The organism is Sphingobium sp. TomMM7A, from assembly GCF_055397305.1.
Map to the genome: position 1 here is coordinate 440,012 of NZ_AP027312.1, position 18,101 is coordinate 458,112.

Below are 18,101 nucleotides of genomic sequence, written 5' to 3' on the forward strand. Positions count from 1 at the left end.
GGGATGCGCAAGCGTTCCGAAGCGTCAGCCCCAGCGCAGGCTGGGGTCTCGGGCCTCCTGGTAGACCATTTGAGGCTCGGCCCTTCCCCAGATCAACGAGATCCCAGCTTGCGCTGGGATGACGGGACAGATGACATGACCGACACTCTCGACGAACCCATTTACAAGACCGACGCCCTCATCTCAGAGGACATCGACGAATATCTGAAGGTGCATGAGCACAAGACGATGCTGCGCTTCATCACCTGCGGGTCGGTGGACGATGGCAAGTCCACCCTGATTGGCCGCCTGCTTTATGACAGCAAGATGATCTTCGAGGATCAGCTGGCGGCACTGGAGGCGGACTCCAAGAAGGTCGGCACGCAGGGCCAGGAAATCGACTTCGCGCTGCTGGTCGATGGCCTCGCCGCCGAGCGCGAGCAGGGCATCACGATCGACGTGGCTTATCGCTTCTTCGGGACCGAAAAGCGCAAGTTCATTGTCGCCGACACGCCCGGCCACGAACAATATACGCGCAACATGGTGACCGGCGCGTCCACCGCTGACCTCGCCGTCATCCTGATCGATGCGCGCAAGGGCGTGCTGACGCAGACGAAGCGCCACAGCTATCTGGCGCACCTGATCGGCATCAAGAATATCGTGCTGGCGGTGAACAAGATGGACTTGGTCGATTATGACCAGGCGGTCTATGACGGTATCGTCAAGGATTACACCGAATTCGCGCGCTCGATCGGCATTCAGCATTTCGTGCCGATGCCGATTTCCGGCTTCAAGGGCGACAATATCACTGGCCCTTCGGAGAACACGCCCTGGTACAAGGGTCCGGCGCTGATCGAGCATCTGGAAACCGTCGAAGTCAACAGCGCGACCGACGCGGAAAAGCCGTTCCGCATGCCCGTGCAATGGGTCAACCGCCCGAACCTCGACTTCCGCGGCTTTTCCGGCCTGATTGCCACCGGCACCGTGAAGCCGGGCGATGCGATCCGCGTGCTGCCTTCGGGCAAGACCAGCACGGTGACGCGTATTGTGACGCTGGACGGCGATCTGGATCAGGCTGTCGCGGGGCAGTCGGTGACGATCTGCTTCGCTGACGAGATCGACTGCTCGCGCGGCGACGTCATCGCGCTGGCCGACAATCCTCCGCAGGCTGCCGACCAGTTCGAAGCCACCATCGTGTGGATGGCTGACGAGGAAATGCTGCCGGGCCGTCCTTATTGGCTGAAGATCGGGACGCAGACCGTCACCGCGACGGTGCAGCACCCGAAATATCAGGTGAACGTTAACACGATGGAGCATCTGGCGGCCAAGACGCTGGACCTCAACGCCATCGGTGTCGCTAATCTGTCCACCGATAAGCAGATCGTGTTCGAGTCCTATGAGCAGAACCGGACGCTGGGCGGCTTCATCCTGATCGACAAGATCACGAACGCCACCGTGGCGGCGGGCATGCTGCACTTCTCGCTGCGGCGGGCGCAGAATGTCCACTGGCAGGCGACCGACGTTACCCGTGAGTTCCATGCGGGCCTCAAGAACCAGAAGCCTGCCGTGCTGTGGTTCACCGGGCTTTCTGGCGCGGGCAAGTCGACCATCGCCAATCTGGTGGAAAAGAGACTGGCGCGGATGAACCGGCACACTTTCCTGCTGGATGGCGACAATGTACGCCACGGCCTGAACAAGGATCTGGGCTTCACCGATGCCGACCGCGTGGAGAATATCCGTCGCGTGGGCGAGGTTGCCAAGCTGATGACCGACGCGGGCCTGATCGTCATTACCGCCTTCATCTCGCCCTTCCGGTCGGAGCGCGAAATGGTGCGGCAGATGATGCAGCCGGGCGAGTTCATCGAGGTGCACATCGATACGCCGCTTGCTGAAGCAGAGGCACGGGACGTCAAGGGCCTCTACAAGAAGGCGCGTGCCGGGGATCTCAAGAACTTCACCGGCATTGACAGCCCCTATGAGCCGCCAGAGGATCCGGAAATCCGCATCGACACAACGGCCATGACCGCCGAGGAAGCGGCCGACGCCATCGTAGCCAGGCTGATCCCATGAGCGGCGGGATGAGCGATGCCGACCTTGCGGCGCATCTTGCCGAAACCGCCGGGCGCATCCTGCTTGAGGTGCGCGCCAGCGGCATGTTCAGCGCCAAGGCGCTGGGCAAGGCGGGCGATCAAACGGCCAACCAGTTCCTTGTTCACGCCCTGCGTGAACAACGGGGCGAGGACGGGTTGCTGTCTGAGGAAGAGAAGGACAATGCCGAGCGGCTGAGCCAAAGCCGCGTCTGGATCGTGGATCCTGTCGATGGCACCCGCGAATATGGCGAGGAGCGATCCGATTGGGCGGTCCATGTCGGTCTGGCGATCGATGGGCAGCCGGAGATCGGCGCTGTAGCGCTGCCGGGCCTTGACCTGACCGGAACAGGGCAGGGTACAATAGTTCGGTCGGATCAGCCGCAGCCGATCCCGCCTGCACCCGAAAAGCTGCGCATGGTGGTCAGCCGCACCCGCCCGGCAGCCGAAGCTGTCGCGGTTGCGGAAAAGCTGGGCGCCGAACTTGTTCCGATGGGCTCGGCCGGCGCCAAGGCGATGGCGGTGATATTGGGACAGGCAGACATTTACCTGCATTCCGGCGGCCAATATGAATGGGACAGTATGGCACCCGTCGCCGTGGCGAAGGCGCATGGCCTGCACTGCTCGCGAATTGATGGCAGCCCGCTGATCTACAATCAGGCAAATGTGTATCTGCCTGACCTGCTCATTTGCAGAAAAGAACATGCTCAGCAGTTATTGGCCCTTATCAGCGAAGTTCAGGTCAGCGCCTGATAATCAAAACTGAGGACTGCCAATGCCTGTTGAGTGAGGATCGAGCCATGCCGCGCACAACGCGGCGTGGTTCGAAGCTCATTTCGTCAAAGCGAACTGCAAGGAAACTGTCGCGCCTAAAGTCAGTCGTCCCGGTTTGACCGAACTTGGTGGAGCGGGCGGTGGCGGCGCTTCCCGCCATACGGTTCGTCACCGTTAGGGCTGAACCGAGTAAACTCCTAAAAATCGGCACCGATTGCGCGATAGAGGGATATACGGTTTAGCAACAGTTCAAGGTCTGTCGCAATCGCGCTCCGCCGGGCGGAATAGAGCGAGCGTTGGTTCACAAGTGTGGTCAGGAACGGATCGATTCCCGCACGATAACGCTGTTCGGACAAGGCATAGGCATTCTCATTCGAGACGACCAGAGCTCGCTGAGCCTGCTGCTGTTCACCTATGGTGCCTGCGCGTGCCAAGGCATCGGCGACTTCACGAAAGGCGCTCTGGATGGCGTTCTCATAGCTGGCTAGAGCAGCCTGTTGCTGCGCCTTGCTATATTCGACATTGCCTTTTACTCCGCCGCCGAAAATGGGAAGGCTCGCCGAAGGAGCTGCTGTCCAACTGAATGCGCCGCCCGTGAAAAGCGACGACAGTGCTGAACTGGCGACACCGATCGCCGACGTCAGACTGATCTTCGGGAACATCGCGGCCCTTGCGGCGCCGATATTCGCATTTGCAGCCTGTAAACGGTGTTCGGCCTGCAGCACATCTGGCCGCTGGAGCAGGACATCTGATGAAATTCCGGCAGGGACTTGCGCAGTCGAGCCGATCAGAGTGGAGAGTGACAGCGGGAGTAGAACTTCTTCTACCGGCGCCCCGGCGAGCAGATCCAGCGCGTTGCGATCCTGCGCTACCTGCGTAACTGCGGCCGCGACATCGGACCTCGCCTGTTCGACGATCGTTTCCGCCTGATGGACGTCGAGCTTGCCGGAAAGACCGACGCCGTTGAGCGATCGTGTAAGCGCGAGCGTCCGTTCGGCGCTGCTGAGCGTATCGCGAGCTACGGCGAGCAATTGCTGGTCCGCAGCAAGCGTTGCATAGGCGCTGGCCGTTTCCGCGACGAGCGCGATGCGCGCGGCGCGCGCGCCCTCCTGGCTTGCGAGATAGGATTGAAGGGCGGATTCACTCAAATTGCGCAGGCGGCCGAACAGATCGATTTCGAAAGCGCTAAAACCGATGTCCGCGCTGTAATTGTCCTGACGCTGGTCATTCCGGTGCGTGAGCGTCGCGTTGGCATCCGCCGTAACCGTAGGCATCTGCGCGGCCCGCTGAATGCGATATTGGGCGCGCGCCGCGAGAAGGTTGGCCAGAGTTACGCGAAGATCCCGATTGTTGATCAGCGCCCGATCAATGATCGTACGCAGCCGTTCGTCGCCGACCAAAGCCGTCCAGGGCAAACCTGCCACTTCTGTAGGAAGGGCGGTTGAATATGCGGATCCATTTGGCCAAGCGGGCGGAACGGGCGCGGTGGGCCGCTCATATGCGGGCGCCAGATTGCAGGCGGTCAGCGTCACGGACAGGCCGAGGGGGAGCAAGCGCCTCATGCGGGCACCTCCGATCCGGTGACAGATGAATGGTCCTTGCGTCTGAAAAGCCGCATGATCGTGAAGAAAAACAGCGGCACATAAAAGATGGCAAGCAAGGTTCCGGTCAGCATGCCGCCAGCAACCGCCGTGCCGATGGCGATGCGGCTTTGTGCGCCAGCGCCATGAGCGAGCGCCAGCGGCATAACGCCCGCAATGAAGGCGAGCGAGGTCATTATGATCGGTCGGAAACGGAGCCTGGCCGCTTCGATCGCCGCGCTCATCGCGTCCTTGCCATCGCGATAGGCAAACTCGGCGAATTCAACGATGAGGATTGCGTTCTTGGCCGCCAGCCCCATCGTGGTGAGGAGCCCTACCTGGAAGAATACATTATTCTCCAGCCCGCGCGCCCAAACGGCGACGACTGCCCCGATCAGGCCCAGCGGGATTACGAACAATACTGCGAGTGGTACCGACCAGCTTTCATAAAGTGCCGCGAGGCAGAGAAAGACGACCAGTACGGAGAGAGAATAAAGCAAGGGCGCCTGTCCGCCGGACAATTGTTCCTGATAGGAAAGGCCGCTCCAAGCATAACTGGTTCCGGTCGGCAATTGCTGCTGCAAACGCACCATTTCATCCATGGCCTCTCCCGAACTCGCGCCGGGTGCGGCCTGTCCCTGTATTTCATAGGAGGATTGGCCGTTGAAGCGCGACACTGTTGTCGGACCCATTTCCCAATGGGTGGTGGCGAAAGCGGAGAATGGAACCATTTCGCCCGTGGCGGCAGAGCGCACTTGCCAGTTTTCAATGTCGGTCGGCAAAGCTCGATAAGGCGCGTCTGCCTGCATAAAGACGCGTTTTACGCGTCCGCGATCAATGAAGTCGTTGATATAGCTGCTTCCCCAGGCGGAACTTAGAACATCGTCCACATCATTTTGTGTAAGTCCAAGCACAGCAAGCTTTTCATTATCGATATCGACCTTCAACTGGGGCGTGTCCTCAAGCGTAGCGGCACGCACACCCGCGAGCAGAGGGCTTTGCGAAGCTGCAGCGAGCAGCTGGTTGCGCACGGCCAGGAACTTGTCTCGGCTGAGGCCGCCTGTGTTGAGCAGCTCGAAGGTAAAGCCGTTCGACTGGCCCAGGCCACGGATGGCGGGCGGCGTCATGGCCAGAATTTTCGCATCACGTACGGCTGCGAGCTGCTTTGTAGCGCGGTTCGCGATCTCGGTCGCGCTATTCGCCTTACCCTTCCGGTCTTCCCAAGGATTGAGATTGATGAAACCCTGCGCGGTATTTTCGCCCTGTCCTGCAAAACTGAAACCTTGGGCAATGAATATGTTGCCGACGTTATTTCCTTCTTCGCTTTGGAAGTAGCTGCGAACACTCTCGACCACTTGCGCGGTTCGCGTGGACTTGGCGCCAGCGGGAAGGGTCATCTGCACCATGACCTGGCCCTGATCCTCTACGGGGAGGAAGCTGGTCGGCAAGCGGACAAAGATCAGCGCAAGGACGCCCAATATCAGCAGATAGATCGTCCAGAAGAGGGCGCGCCGATGCATGATTGCCTCAAGCCGCCGCATATAGCCGCCGGTCACGCGCCCAAACCAGCGGTTGAACCGGCCCGCCCATCCCTGGTGACGGCGCTCCTCACTGGCCGATTTCAACAATGTGGCGCACAGGGCGGGCGACAGGATGAGCGCAACCACCACGGACAGAAGCATGGAGGACACAATGGTGATGGAGAACTGCCGGTAAATAACCCCCGTCGAACCGCCGAAGAAGGCCATGGGCAGGAGAACGGCCGAAAGGACAAGGGCTATGCCGACCAGCGCACTGCCTATCTCTTCCATCGATTTGATTGTGGCGGCGCGCGCGTCAAGCCCCTCATCGTGCATCAGCCGTTCGACATTCTCGACGACTACGATCGCGTCATCGACCAGAAGGCCGATGGACAACACCATGCCGAACAGTGTGAGCGTGTTGATGGAATAGCCGAAAAGGGCTAGCACGCCGAAGGTCCCGAGCAGGACGACCGGAACCGCCACCGCAGGGATCAGCGTCGCGCGCCAGCTTTGCAGAAAGACGAACATGACCACGACGACCAGCCCGACGGCTTCGATAAGTGTCTTGATGACCTCATCCACGGAAAGCCGGATGAAGGGTGTCGTATCGCGCGGGAATGCGATGCTGTACCCGTGGGGCAGGTTCGTGGACAGCTCTGCGACCTTTGCCTTGACGAGTTCGGCGGTCTTCAGAGCGTCGGCGCCGGGAGCGAGTTGGAGTGCGATGCCCGATCCAGGATGTCCGTTCAGCGCGGCTGAAAAGGTGTAACTTTCATTCCCAAGTTCGACCCGAGCAACATCGGAGAGGTGAACGACGGACCCATCGCTTTGAGTTTTCACTATGATGTTGCGAAATTCTTCGGGAGTCTGGAGGCGTGCACGCGCGCGAACGGTGGCATTCAGTTGCTGTCCGGCGGGCGCCGGATCAGCGCCGATCTGACCGGCGGAAACCTCGACATTCTGCGACCGGATCGCGTTTTCGACGTCCGACGGCATGAGCTTGACGGTGGCGAGTTTGTAGGGATCCAGCCATATGCGCATGGCATATTGGGATCCAAAAATCTGAACGTCGCCGATACCTTCCAAGCGGGAGATGGGGTCCTGAAAATTATTGACCAGGTAATCGGAGATATCAGTCTGGGTGGCTCGATCGGTACGATCGTACAGCGCAACCAGCATCAGGAAATCGGTCTGCGATTTAGTGACGGTCAGGCCCTGCTGCTGAACTGCATTGGGCAACCGGCTTAACGCCTGCTGCACCTTATTTTGAACCTGGACCTGCGCAGTATCGGGGTCGGTGCCTTTGTCAAAGGTGACAGTGATACGCGACTGGCCATTGGCGGTGGATGTCGAGGAGAAATACATCAGGCCATCGATGCCAGTCAGTTGCTGCTCGATGACCTGCGTGACGCTTGTCTCTACAGTATCGGCCGAAGCGCCTGGATAATTTGCTCTGATGTTGACCGCAGGCGGCGCGATATCTGGATACTGAGCAATAGGCAGCGACAGCATGGCGCCAAGTCCAGCCAGCATGATGCCGATCGCGATCACCCAGGCGAAGATTGGCCGATCGATGAAAAAGCGGCTGAGCATCGGAGGACCTAGCTCCCTTGGCCGACGGTTGCGGAGCGGACGGTATCGCCCGGTTTCACCTTGTCAGTTCCTTCGACGATCAGCCGATCACCGGACTTGAGGCCTGCGGTCACAAGCCATTTGTCCCCTATCGCCTGCGCCGTAGTGACGGTGCGCTGCTCCACCTTGTTTGCCCGATTGACGACAAGTGCGGTGGCATTGCCCTTGGGATCACGGCTGATCCCCTGCTGGGGCGCGAGTATGCCGTTGGGCACGACGGCCTGCGGGGCCACCACGCGCACGAACATCCCGGGAAGGAGGAGGCTGTCAGGATTGGGGAAGCGCGCGCGCAGGGTAATGGTGCCGCTATTGGGGTCCACGATAGGCTCGGCAAATTCTATACGGCCTTCAAGCGGATAGTCGCTGCCGTCGTCCAGTTTCAGCCGGATGGTGGCACTGGCAGGTAGTGCTTTACCCGCGGCCAGATTGCGGCGCAGCGCCAGGAGCTGCGCGCTGGACTGCGTAATGTCGACAAAGATGGGGTCAAGCTGCTGGATTGTGGCAAGCGGGGCAGCTTGACTAGCTGTGACCAATGCGCCCGGCGTAACCGAAGAACGGCCAATGCGCCCGCTGATCGGTGCCCGAACTTCGGTGAAGCGCAGGTTTATGCTGGCAGTCTGAAGCGACGCGCGCGCTTGTTGAATGGCGGCGCTTGCTTGCCGCGAAGATGCCACCACGTCGTCCCGCTCCTGCGCGCTCACGGCCTCTGTCTGCCCGAGCGCCTGATAGCGGCGCGCCTTGGCTTGCGCCGCGACCGCTGTCGCCTGCGCATTGGCTAGCGAAGCTTGCGCTTCATCGCGAGAGGCGCGGTAGAGGGACGGATCAATCTGATATAATGGCTGGCCCGCATGCACATAGGAGCCTTCGGTAAAGAGGCGCTTTTGAACGACGCCAGCAACTTGAGGCCGCACCTCAGACATCAGCGTCGACGCGGTGCGTCCGGGTAGCTCTGTCGATACGGTAACGTCCTGCGCCTGAAGCGTGACTACGCCCACTTCGACCTGCTTTTTCTCAGGCGGTTTGCTTTGGCTGCATGCGGTGGCGAGCAAACAAATGGCCGCGCCTAATTGAGCGTAGCGGGATGAAGAGAGTGCAGAGCGCAGCGGCATGGCGGCAGGTTATCCAGTGGGGAGTCCAGCAGTGGGGAAACTTCACCCGGCGCAGGGGGAGGGGGAGCGCCGGGTGAAGGACGGGCCAGCTATCTGACCGGCTCCGACGCCCCCTATTCGCGTCTTGGCAGGGGTTTGAAAAGGCCGAACATGTGCCATTGTGCATCGCAATATGTCGAAATGTATCAGCGCGTATCAGGGGCTCTGACGAAGGCAGACTTTTAATGCTGAACACCGTAAAAGGCGGCGATGCCAGACCAGATGAACAGCCGCCAAGCACGCCTGATCGTAGTCGATGATGACCCCGATATTCGGGATTTGATTGTTCAGCAGTTGCGGCAGGAACATTATGAGGTGGTAGCCGCAGGCAGCTTGGGAGAGCTTTATCAGGCCCTTTCGGTGCATGCGGCCGACCTCATCGTGCTTGATCTCAACCTCCCGGACGGTGACGGGCTCACCCTGTGCCGGGAGTTGCGGGCCGAAGGAAATGACGTCCCTATCATCATGGTGTCCGCCAGAGGCAGTGCGATCGACCGGGTGCTCGGGCTGGAACTGGGAGCGGATGACTATCTCACAAAGCCGTTCGAGCCACGCGAATTGCTCGTTCGCATACGCAACCTGTTACGCCGGTCCCATGCTGACGAACCCGACCGGCAGCGCGACAAAGGCGTGCGCATCGCCAGCTTCGGTCCCTGGCGTCTCGACCTCTTCCAGCGCAGGCTGATCGCTGAAGATGGCCGACTGGTGATGCTTTCGTCTGCGGAGTTCCGTTTGCTGTCCCGGTTTATCGAGGAGCCCAATGTGGTCCTCTCACGGGAAAGCCTTGTGCCTGAACGTCGAGCGACTGCTGCATTCGACCGCTCGACCGATCTACAGGTGAGCCGATTGAGGCAGAAACTGGCGACCATGCCGGGGGGTGAGGAACTCATTCTGACGGTGCGGGGCGAAGGGTATGTACTCGCCAGTCCGGTGTCCTACGAATGATTGAGCGTCTTTGGAGCCGTGTTCGAGGCTTTTTGCGCTCGCTGGCAGGACAGATATTCCTGCTGCTGACGATTGGCATGTCGTTGGCCGCGATGCTGGCTTTGCTGATCGCTGAACAAAGCAGGAGCCATGACTTTCAGCAATGGCGCATGCAGCGGGTGGTGGCGAGCGCCGAGGACATCGGTCATCGCCTTCAGCGTGATCCCAAGCGGGTCGAGGCCATGCTGGCGGCCCAGCAAATCATGGGCGCGGCGTTGGCACCGGAGGGCATTGCGGTGGCTGAACCGGATGCTGAGCTTGCAAAAGCGCTCAGGGCGCGGTTCGGCCCCGGGTCGAACCCGGAGGCTAGTCAGGTTCCTGCAGGATTTTGCTTTCCGCGCCTGCGTTATGATCCATCGGCGGGCGCCGCTGGGGTGGTCAACGCGCCGCGCCCGTCATGCTGGATCGTACGATTTACCGATAGCACTGGTGCTCGACGATCCATGGCGCTCAACCTGCCGCGCATGGAGCGTCCGCCCAGTATGATGGCCAACCCGCTCTATATGCTCCTGATCATCGCCGCATCTGCTGGTCTTGCTATCATCGTGTCCCGGATCGTAACCCAACCATTGCGGCGCCTTGAGCACGCGGCGGAGTCCTTCTCCCTGTCGCTCGACCCGGAGGAAATTCCTGAAAACGGGCCTGAAGAAGTGCGTGCGGCGCTATCGACCTTCAACCTCATGCAACGGCGCGCGCGTGCTGGTTTTGCCGAGCGTACGCAATTGCTGGCGGCCATCAGCCACGATTTGCAGACGCCGCTTACCCGGCTGAGGTTACGGCTTGAACTCGTCGAAAATGAGGAGTTGCGTGCGCGGCTATTGCAGGACCATCAGGCGATGCAAACCTTGGTAAAAGAGGGACTGGATCTCGCCGCCAGTACCGAGACGCAGGAAGAATGGTCAGTCATTGATATCGATTCCATGCTGGAAAGCATGGTCGAGGATGCGCAGGATCTGGGCGCTCCATTGCGGTTCGCGGGAGGGTGTGGCGGGACGATCCGGGCCAAGCCCAATGCACTGAGCCGATGCATCACTAATCTGGTCAGTAACGCCCTCAAATATGGTGGCGAGGCCGAAATCGGATGTTTCCGCCAGGGATGCCGACTTGTCATACACATCCGGGACAAAGGGCCGGGCATACCGGCGGAACAGCTAGATCAGATGTTTGAGCCCTTCACTCGCGGTGCTTCAGGGCAGCCGGGCGGGCGGCCCGGCACGGGCATCGGTCTGACTATAGCGCGGTCACTGGCGCTCACCTTCGACGCGTCCGTCCGGCTGATGAATGCGGACGATGGCGGGCTGGTCGCCCTTATCGAAATGAAGGCGTAAGTTCGATCTTTCGCGTTGCCAGACGGTCGGCTTCGTCTGGATTATGGGTGACATAGATTATCGGGAGCCGAAGCTCGTCCCGTATGCGCAGGACAACATCCATGATGTCTTCCCGGCGAGCGGGGTCTATGGAGGCGAGAGGCTCGTCCATGAGCAAGGCTCGGGCGCCAGACAGCAGAGCGCGGCCAATGGCAACGCGTTGTGCTTCGCCGCCCGACAATGTGCGTGGCCAGCGGCTGAGCAGATGTTCAATCCCGAGAAAATCGACGACCGCTTGTAGAGACATCCATCTGTCCTGCGGCGTCGCAAGCCGATAGCCATAGAGCAGGTTCGCCCGCACCCGAAGATGGGGGAAAAGGCGGCCATCCTGGAAAACATATCCGATGCGACGACGATAGGAGGGCAAATCGATGGCGGCATCGGCATCGAACAATATTTCTCCATCGACGCTGATATGACCCTGATCCGGGCGCAGCAGACCAGCGATCATGTTGAGGATCGATGTCTTCCCTACGCCGGAGGGTCCCCAGAGCAGGGTGATGCCATCTGATGCTGCAAAGCGCGCCGTAACGAGGGTGGGGCCGAGAACCTTGCGGACGTCGATGTTAAAGGACATGGCTGGACCTATCCGCCGATATCCGGCGGCTGAGCGCTTCTGAAAGCAACAGTGCGCCTAGCGACAAGCAGATCGAAATCACGGCGAGCCGCCATACGACGGCGTCGGCGCCGGGGATTTGGAGGGCGCTGTAGATCGCGAGCGACAGGGTGCGGGTTTCTCCCGGAATGTTTGATACAAAACTGATGGTCGCGCCGAATTCGCCGAGCGATCGCGCAAAACCAAGAATGAATGCCGCAGCTAATCCGGGTAGAGACAGGGGGAGGAGGATCGTCAGGAAGCACCAGGCGGGGCTGGCGCCGAGGGTTTGGGCGGCTTCTTCCAGACGATGATCTACAGCTTCGATCGACAGGCGGATCGCGCGCACCATTAGGGGAAGCGCCATGATGCCGGCAGCGATGGCGGCGCCGGTCCAGCGGAACATGACGGTCACACCGAACCAGCGTTCCATTATGCTTCCTACGGGGCCGGCAGGTCCGAGGGTCAGGAGAAGCAGCCAACCGATCACTACCGGCGGCAGGACAAGCGGGAGGTGAACCGCCGCGTCGAGCAGCAGCTTGCCGGGAAAGCGCCAGCGCGCGAGGACCCAGGCGAGGGCGAAGGCCAAGGGGAGAGCGAAGAGCATGGCCGCGAAGCTGACCTTCAAGGACAGCTGGACGATCTCCCATTCTTCCGGGCTCAAGACGGTCACCGTCAACGCGTTCCAAAACCGTAGCGGCGGAAGATCGCCTTGCCGCGTGGAGACAGGAGAAAGCGGTGAAATCCTGCCGCTTCCGGATGGGTGGAGCGGCTTAGCAGTGCCAGCGGATAGGTGATTTTCGGGTGATTGGCCGCAGGAAAGATGCCCACTATACGGACGGCGGTCGTGGCCCGCGCATCGGTTTCATAGACGATGCCATAGGGCGCCTGCCGCCGCTCCACCATTGCAAGAGCCGCCCGGACGTTTTCCGCCGCCGCCACTTTACCAGATAGCGCTGGCCAAACGCCGAGTGCCACAAGCGCCGCCTTGCCATATTTTCCGGCAGGAACGCTGTCCGGGTCAGCCATTGCGAGGCGGCCAGTGCCGATCGCACGGGCGAGAGGGAATCCACGGCGGATCGCCATTTTCGTGCCGCTGCCCGCTGGAGCGATCAGGACGAGGCGGTTGGTAAGCAGCGGAACACGGGTTCCACGGCGGACGAGTCCTTTCGCGGCGATGGCATCCATCCAGGGTTCATCCGCCGACAAGAACAGGTCGGCAGGCGCCCCGGCCTCTATTTGCCGGGCGAGAGCGGAAGACGCGGCGAAGGACAGGACTGGCCGGTCATGCCCCTGCGCCGTCCAGGCATCGGCTGCGGCGGTCAGCGATTCCTGGAGGCTGGCGGCGGCCAATATCAAAGGCCCGCGTTCGCGCGCTTCAGCGGGTTCAACCGCAAAGCCGGTAATGAGCAGAAGGAGCAGAACAAGGAACCGATGCATGCGACGCCTGACGCTTAAGGTATATATGCCGCTATACAGCGGTTGGCGGTCAAGGCGAGGCCAAATTCAGCGCGGTGCAAGAAGGCGGCGGCGTTGCGCGGCAAGGGCTTCGCCGGTGAGCGGCGGCCGTTCGCTCGCTCCCTTGCCTTTGCGCAGGCGCTGGCGATCCTTCTCGCGGGGCTCGGCAAGCCTGACGCGCACGGCGCTTTGCCCCTGATTGCGTATTCCGAGTGCTTCCGCCGCTCCTCGGGAAAGGTCGATGATCCGCCCGCGCGTGAAGGGACCCCGATCGTTGACCCGAACCAGTACGGTTCGGCCGCTGCCAAGCTCCGTCACCTCTACATAGGAAGGCAGCGGCAAGGTGGGATGGGCCGCGCTGATCCCGCCCGGCCGGAACTTCTCTCCGCGCGCTGTACGGTTGCCTGATTCAGTTCCATACCAGCTGGCATAGCCGACTTCATCATAGCCCGGTTGTTGGGCGGGAACATAGGTGACGCCGCGCACCGTATAGGGCGGCCCGACACGAACCGGCGTGTCCGATACGGGCTGGTACGAAGCGCACCCAGCGATGAACAGGGCAGGCAGGAGCGGCAAAAGGGAGGATCGCATGGTTGCGTCATAACGGCACAGCGGCGGCCTGCTCAAGCCCTGCTGATATCGGGATAGTCAGGCGCGATTCCATGGGGATAGCGTGGCTTTCCGTCAACTCTCCTAAAGGAGATTTGGCGTCGTCCCAAATCGCCGGACTGGCAGCATTAAGCGTCAGTGTTTGCAGAGGCGCACCATTGTAGAATGCTGCTCAGTCGCCGGTGCTCGGGGAGCCTGCGGCTTCCGCGAGATCCCCAAATTTCGTGGAACCGGGTCCGGTTGCCCCGACCATTATAAGGTCGAAGCTTTACAGCCGGACCCGACTTTCCTTTAGCCCTGTGTGGGCCGGGACAATGGGCGGCCAATCATGGTTTGGGACGGCGGTCCTTTTCGCGGTCGGCTTCATCGATCGCCTTTATCAGATCGTCGAAGGCGCCGTCGCGCGGGAGCGGGAAGAGCCGGGAAAAACTTTCGCCAAGCCGATGAATATCGTTCTGCGTCAGCAGCCCTATCGCAACAATCTCTTCACGGGTGTCCATTCAAGACCCCTCCTGAATGACGATAACGATGCAAAGTCGATCTGGTGCCAAGCTATTGGCGGAAAGCGGCAAAAATCCTTATCTTTTTGGCGGGTTGATCGATCATGACGCGCGCCAGCGTTCGAGCGCGGTGTCATATTTGCGGCGTTCGTTTTCCACGCGGCGGGCCAACAGCCGATAGGCGACCTGCTGCTGCTGGCGCAACTGTTCGATCTGGGCGCGAAGCTGTGCCTGTTTCTCTTCGAGTTTTTTCAACGCCGCCCTGTCTTCTTCCTCCTGCAGGGCGAGGGCTTCTTCCGCCCTGTCGAGTGGTTCACGACTGGGTCGTGGTGTTGCAGGGGATGCGCGCTTCGGCGGGGAGTTGGGAGGAGTCGCTTTTCCCGGACGGGATTTCGCCCCGCCGGGTTGCTGCGGTGATTTGGCAAGGGAGGCCAAATGTTCCGCCTCACTGCCGCGTGGTCGTTTGATGACCTTGCCGGGATTGGCGAGGGGTTCCCGCATTAATTCTGCTTCGGTGACTTGCTCGGCAGAACCGCGCGCGAAAAGATTGGCGTCGGCGCCCCACGCTTCCAGCGCCGCCTTTTGACTGGGCGTAGCGACATAGGCGTCGTGGAAGCCGATAGGGGTGCGATAGACCTTGAGCGCGCGTGCCATGGTGGCTGAACGCCTTCGATGGCATTGGGGTGCCGCTAACCGACATGCCCTTGTTAGCGCCAGCTTCGCTCATGGATATCTGCTGCCGTCGCGGCGTTGATCAAGGATAGCAGCAAAAGGAAGAGTCGATGCAGCAGAACAGGAAGAGCGGCCAATCATCTGACCAACCGGCAGAAGGAAGGGACGATACACCGCCGCCGGAACGGGGATCACCGCTGGCCGGTGGCGATCAGGAAAGCGGCGAAGCGGAGAAAAGGATCGAAAAAGGCGAAGTGAAGGAGCCCAACCCGCTGGCACCGCCAGTTAATACGCAAGCAGGCAGTTGATGAGATTGGCCTGAATGGCGGGCCGTCACTTCAGCCGCTGATCACCGGATAACGCATTCTAAGGTCATCCATCAGCCCTTCGATCACCGAAACTTCGTGGAAGGTGCCCGTTGGCGTGATCGTCCAGTTGCAATGCGGATGGGTAGCGCGGCTGTAGAGGCGAACGGCGCCGAGTACCTTGCGCCAGTGATGCTTGCTGCGGCCGTGGTCGCGAACAAGGCGGGCGACGAGAAGATCGGTGATTTTGTCAGACGTCATCTTCGGCTTTCTCTCCGCCGATCCAGCGGCCGGGCAATTCGATATAGGCTTCCAGTTCGCGCCAGTGGCGGTCCCAACCGGGGCCACGGCGATTCTCCGGCACATAAGCCTCAACCATGCGACGGGCGCGGGCCACGACATTGTCGGGCGGCGTGCGCAGGCGATCGAGAATGTGGCGGATATCCTCGCTCATGACGGGCTGATAGCCTGTCCTCGGCCAACGCGCCAGTCGCCGGGAGAGGGGCCATTATAGTAACTCTTCGTGGACAAAGCGCGCGCCAGGTTACATTCATCGTTGTAATTGAGATGCTGATTGCAGCCGAGGGGATAGAAATGAGCCAGAAATCGACCATTCTCATCGTCGGGGGCACCGGTAAGACGGGTCGTCGTCTGGCCGATCGTTTGACGGCTCTTGGTCACACTGTCCGCATTGGTTCACGGAGCGCGGAGCAGCCGTTTCTGTGGGAAGAGGAGGCCAGCTGGAAACCCCTGCTGGAGGGCGCGGACGGCCTATATATCGCGCATCATGACAATACGCATCCCCATGCTGGCGCGCAGATTGGGCGGCTTGCACAGCTTGCGCTGGATTGCGGGGTAAAGCGGCAGGTGCTGCTTTCCGGCCGAGCAGATGAGGCATTTCTGGATGCGGTTGAAGGCGGATTCAGGGCAAGTGCGGCGGACTGGACAGTCGTTCGTCCGGCATGGTTCATGCAGAATTTCTCGGAAATGTTCTTCCTCGACGCGGTGTTGGCGGGCGAGATCGTACTGCCGGTCGGTGACGCGACCGAACCGTTTATCGATATCGAAGATGTCGCTGCTGTCGCGGCAGAGGCGTTATTGGACGGTCGGCATAGTGGACAGGTTTATGAGCTGACCGGGCCGGAATCGATAGGCTTTGAAGCCGCCGCCGACGCGTTGACGAAGGCGACGGGACGGAAGATCAGCTTCACCCCCATTCCCTTCGACACATTTCGGGAGTCGATCCTGTCGAACGGTTTGCCTGAAGAATATGCCTATACCTATTCTGGTATCGCCGACGGCAAGTTGGCCTATGTCACGGATGATGTTGAGCGGGTATTAGGCCGGAAACCGAGACGCTTTTCCGAATATGCGCACGATGCGGCGGCTAGCGGCGTTTGGGATGTGTGATTGATTGGCGGGGCTTAGAGCGGGACCCCCGATTAAGGCCCGTTCACTCTCCGAGTTCGGGAAGCGGCGTCCATTCCCTGTCCGGTGAGAGTGGTGCGAAGATGCTGTCGATAAGCGCATTCGTCACCTCTTCGGGAGTGGCCGGGTTCCATTTCGGCGCATTGTCCTTGTCGAAGATGACGGCGCGCACGCCTTCGATGAAGTCGGGGCGGCGGATGACGTGGCAGGCGATGCGATATTCATTGCGCATGTTGGCCGCGAAGTCGGTAAAGGCCGCTCCCTCTGCCATTTGCCGCAGGGCGACCTTGATCGTCTGGGGCGATTTGGTGGCGAGAACCGCCAGCTGCGCGCGCGCCCATTCCGATCCGTCAGTGCGCAGGGCGTCGAGGATGTCTTCGTAGTGGTTGGAGGCGAACAGCCGGTCAATGTTGGCCCGCTGTGCTTCCCATGGGCAGGGTGGCGGTGGTTCGCTCATCTCGTCTAGGATTTCGCCGATGCCGTCGGGGTCGGCGATGATCCGGGCCTTGACCGCGTCGAGCTTTTCCGAGGCCATATAATGGGTGGCGATGCCGATCGCTGCGCAGTCCGCTCCATTGATGCGGGCTCCGGTGGTGGCGAGCCATGTGCCGGTGCGGCCAGGCATGCGCGGCAGGAACCAGCCACCGCCGACGTCAGGGAAAAGGCCGATGCCTGTTTCGGGCATGGCGTAGACGGTTCGCTCGGTCGCGATGCGGAAGCGCGCCGGATCGGATATGCCGACGCCTCCGCCCATGACTATGCCGTCGATGAAGGCGATGATGGGCTTTTCATATGTGAACAGCAGATGGTTCAGCCGATACTCGGTGTGGAAGAAGCGCTCCGCGTCCGAAAAGTCGCCTTTCGCGCTGTTGGCGATCATGGCGATGTCGCCGCCTGCGCAGAAGCCGCGTGACAATTTGGGGTCGCCATCGGGGGATGGGGCGTGATCGAGCATGACGGCGGACACATCATCATCGTGACGCCAGGCGAGCAGGGCGTCGATCATGGCGGCGCACATTTCGGTCGTCAGCGCATGGATCGCCCTTGGCCGGTTCAGGCGGATGCGGCCGACGCCATTTTGCACGAAGATGATCAACTGATCCGTCATTCCTTATCCCACCTATTTCGCTGCGCCGCATGATGCTGTTATCGGTTCAGATCGTTCCGGGGAAGGGGCTGCGGCTTGTTGGGAAGAGATGAACAACTACAGATAGATCGGCAGCGAAGTTGTCAGCCCCCATCTTTTTTTGGCCACAAATGTTTGACCTGACGCGATAATTCGGTTAAATAATCCCCAAGGCAGAGAAGCGCGCTGCGGCGAGTGATCTGACGAAAAGGCAAACTGCTGGTGACGGCAGGACGCAAAGCTTCCGGTCTCTTGATTGAGACAGCGGGGTTACCGAAACAGGACATGACGCGATGGAACCGCTTATCCCTTTTTCTCCATTCCTGAAATTTGG

Annotated in this window: 17 protein-coding genes and 1 riboswitch; of the genes, 5 read left to right on the forward strand and 12 right to left on the reverse strand. The window is 60.5% G+C overall.

Annotated elements, in window-relative coordinates; translation table 11 throughout:
* Window positions 1-135 precede the first annotated feature (135 nt).
* Together cysN and ACZ5ZH_RS14815 are read left to right on the forward strand one after the other, a co-directional pair.
* Window positions 136-2,049 carry a sulfate adenylyltransferase subunit CysN gene (cysN, locus tag ACZ5ZH_RS14810; RefSeq protein ID WP_449468976.1) on the forward strand — a complete coding sequence of 638 codons (1,914 nt, stop codon included), beginning with the start codon at window positions 136-138 and terminating at the stop codon, window positions 2,047-2,049.
* 8 nt (window positions 2,050-2,057) lie between these two features.
* The gene (locus tag ACZ5ZH_RS14815) at window positions 2,058-2,819 is read left to right on the forward strand and encodes a 3'(2'),5'-bisphosphate nucleotidase CysQ (RefSeq protein ID WP_464772820.1); all 762 of its coding nucleotides are present in this window, start codon (window positions 2,058-2,060) and stop codon (window positions 2,817-2,819) included.
* A gap of 218 nt (window positions 2,820-3,037) precedes the next feature.
* Here ACZ5ZH_RS14815 and ACZ5ZH_RS14820 read toward each other — a convergent pair whose 3' ends face one another.
* The 3 genes from ACZ5ZH_RS14820 to ACZ5ZH_RS14830 are packed head-to-tail and all read right to left on the reverse strand — an operon-like array spanning window position 3,038 to window position 8,684.
* Entirely contained in the window at window positions 3,038-4,402 is a 1,365-nt protein-coding gene (locus ACZ5ZH_RS14820; RefSeq protein WP_464772821.1) for an efflux transporter outer membrane subunit, read from the reverse strand.
* On the reverse strand, window positions 4,399-7,536 hold the full coding sequence (locus ACZ5ZH_RS14825; RefSeq protein ID WP_460988941.1) for an efflux RND transporter permease subunit: 3,138 nt from the start codon (window positions 7,534-7,536) through the stop codon (window positions 4,399-4,401). The genes ACZ5ZH_RS14820 and ACZ5ZH_RS14825 overlap by 4 nt, the downstream gene beginning before the upstream one ends.
* An 8-nt stretch (window positions 7,537-7,544) precedes the next feature.
* Complete coding sequence (locus ACZ5ZH_RS14830; RefSeq protein ID WP_460988942.1) at window positions 7,545-8,684, reverse strand: efflux RND transporter periplasmic adaptor subunit; 1,140 nt, start codon at window positions 8,682-8,684, stop codon at window positions 7,545-7,547.
* A gap of 249 nt (window positions 8,685-8,933) precedes the next feature.
* Here ACZ5ZH_RS14830 and ACZ5ZH_RS14835 point away from each other — a divergent pair, with 249 nt between their 5' ends.
* Window positions 8,934-9,668: a response regulator gene (locus tag ACZ5ZH_RS14835; RefSeq protein ID WP_464772822.1), complete on the forward strand. Its 735-nt coding sequence runs from the start codon at window positions 8,934-8,936 to the stop codon at window positions 9,666-9,668.
* Entirely contained in the window at window positions 9,665-11,035 is a 1,371-nt protein-coding gene (locus tag ACZ5ZH_RS14840; RefSeq protein WP_464772823.1) for an ATP-binding protein, read from the forward strand. Before ACZ5ZH_RS14835 ends, ACZ5ZH_RS14840 begins: the two co-directional genes overlap by 4 nt.
* Here ACZ5ZH_RS14840 and ACZ5ZH_RS14845 read toward each other — a convergent pair.
* The 8 genes from ACZ5ZH_RS14845 to ACZ5ZH_RS14880 form a co-directional block, all read right to left on the reverse strand.
* The gene (locus ACZ5ZH_RS14845) at window positions 11,016-11,651 is read right to left on the reverse strand and encodes an ATP-binding cassette domain-containing protein (RefSeq protein WP_460988945.1); all 636 of its coding nucleotides are present in this window, start codon (window positions 11,649-11,651) and stop codon (window positions 11,016-11,018) included. The genes ACZ5ZH_RS14840 and ACZ5ZH_RS14845 overlap by 20 nt on opposite strands.
* The gene (modB, locus tag ACZ5ZH_RS14850) at window positions 11,641-12,342 is read right to left on the reverse strand and encodes a molybdate ABC transporter permease subunit (protein WP_460988946.1); all 702 of its coding nucleotides are present in this window, start codon (window positions 12,340-12,342) and stop codon (window positions 11,641-11,643) included. The genes ACZ5ZH_RS14845 and modB overlap by 11 nt, the downstream gene beginning before the upstream one ends.
* A 2-nt stretch (window positions 12,343-12,344) precedes the next feature.
* Window positions 12,345-13,109, reverse strand: a complete 765-nt coding sequence (modA, locus tag ACZ5ZH_RS14855; protein WP_460988947.1) for a molybdate ABC transporter substrate-binding protein — start codon at window positions 13,107-13,109, stop codon at window positions 12,345-12,347.
* Window positions 13,110-13,175: 66 nt separating this feature from the next.
* On the reverse strand, window positions 13,176-13,718 hold the full coding sequence (locus ACZ5ZH_RS14860) for a septal ring lytic transglycosylase RlpA family protein (RefSeq protein WP_460988948.1): 543 nt from the start codon (window positions 13,716-13,718) through the stop codon (window positions 13,176-13,178).
* Between the two features lie 344 nt (window positions 13,719-14,062).
* Window positions 14,063-14,236, reverse strand: a complete 174-nt coding sequence (locus tag ACZ5ZH_RS14865; protein WP_460988949.1) for a hypothetical protein — start codon at window positions 14,234-14,236, stop codon at window positions 14,063-14,065.
* A gap of 102 nt (window positions 14,237-14,338) precedes the next feature.
* On the reverse strand, window positions 14,339-14,890 hold the full coding sequence (locus tag ACZ5ZH_RS14870; protein ID WP_460988950.1) for a hypothetical protein: 552 nt from the start codon (window positions 14,888-14,890) through the stop codon (window positions 14,339-14,341).
* Between the two features lie 356 nt (window positions 14,891-15,246).
* Complete coding sequence (locus ACZ5ZH_RS14875) at window positions 15,247-15,474, reverse strand: hypothetical protein (protein WP_196227162.1); 228 nt, start codon at window positions 15,472-15,474, stop codon at window positions 15,247-15,249.
* Window positions 15,464-15,667: a hypothetical protein gene (locus ACZ5ZH_RS14880; RefSeq protein ID WP_460988952.1), complete on the reverse strand. Its 204-nt coding sequence runs from the start codon at window positions 15,665-15,667 to the stop codon at window positions 15,464-15,466. The genes ACZ5ZH_RS14875 and ACZ5ZH_RS14880 overlap by 11 nt, the downstream gene beginning before the upstream one ends.
* A gap of 140 nt (window positions 15,668-15,807) precedes the next feature.
* Here ACZ5ZH_RS14880 and ACZ5ZH_RS14885 point away from each other — a divergent pair, with 140 nt between their 5' ends.
* Window positions 15,808-16,623: an NmrA family NAD(P)-binding protein gene (locus ACZ5ZH_RS14885; protein ID WP_464772824.1), complete on the forward strand. Its 816-nt coding sequence runs from the start codon at window positions 15,808-15,810 to the stop codon at window positions 16,621-16,623.
* Between the two features lie 43 nt (window positions 16,624-16,666).
* On the opposite strand, the gene ACZ5ZH_RS14890 is transcribed toward ACZ5ZH_RS14885, so the two are convergent.
* The gene (locus ACZ5ZH_RS14890; RefSeq protein WP_464772825.1) at window positions 16,667-17,749 is read right to left on the reverse strand and encodes an enoyl-CoA hydratase/isomerase family protein; all 1,083 of its coding nucleotides are present in this window, start codon (window positions 17,747-17,749) and stop codon (window positions 16,667-16,669) included.
* A gap of 218 nt (window positions 17,750-17,967) precedes the next feature.
* Window positions 17,968-18,045: riboswitch (cyclic di-GMP riboswitch) on the forward strand.
* The last annotated feature ends 56 nt before the right edge of the window (window positions 18,046-18,101 follow it).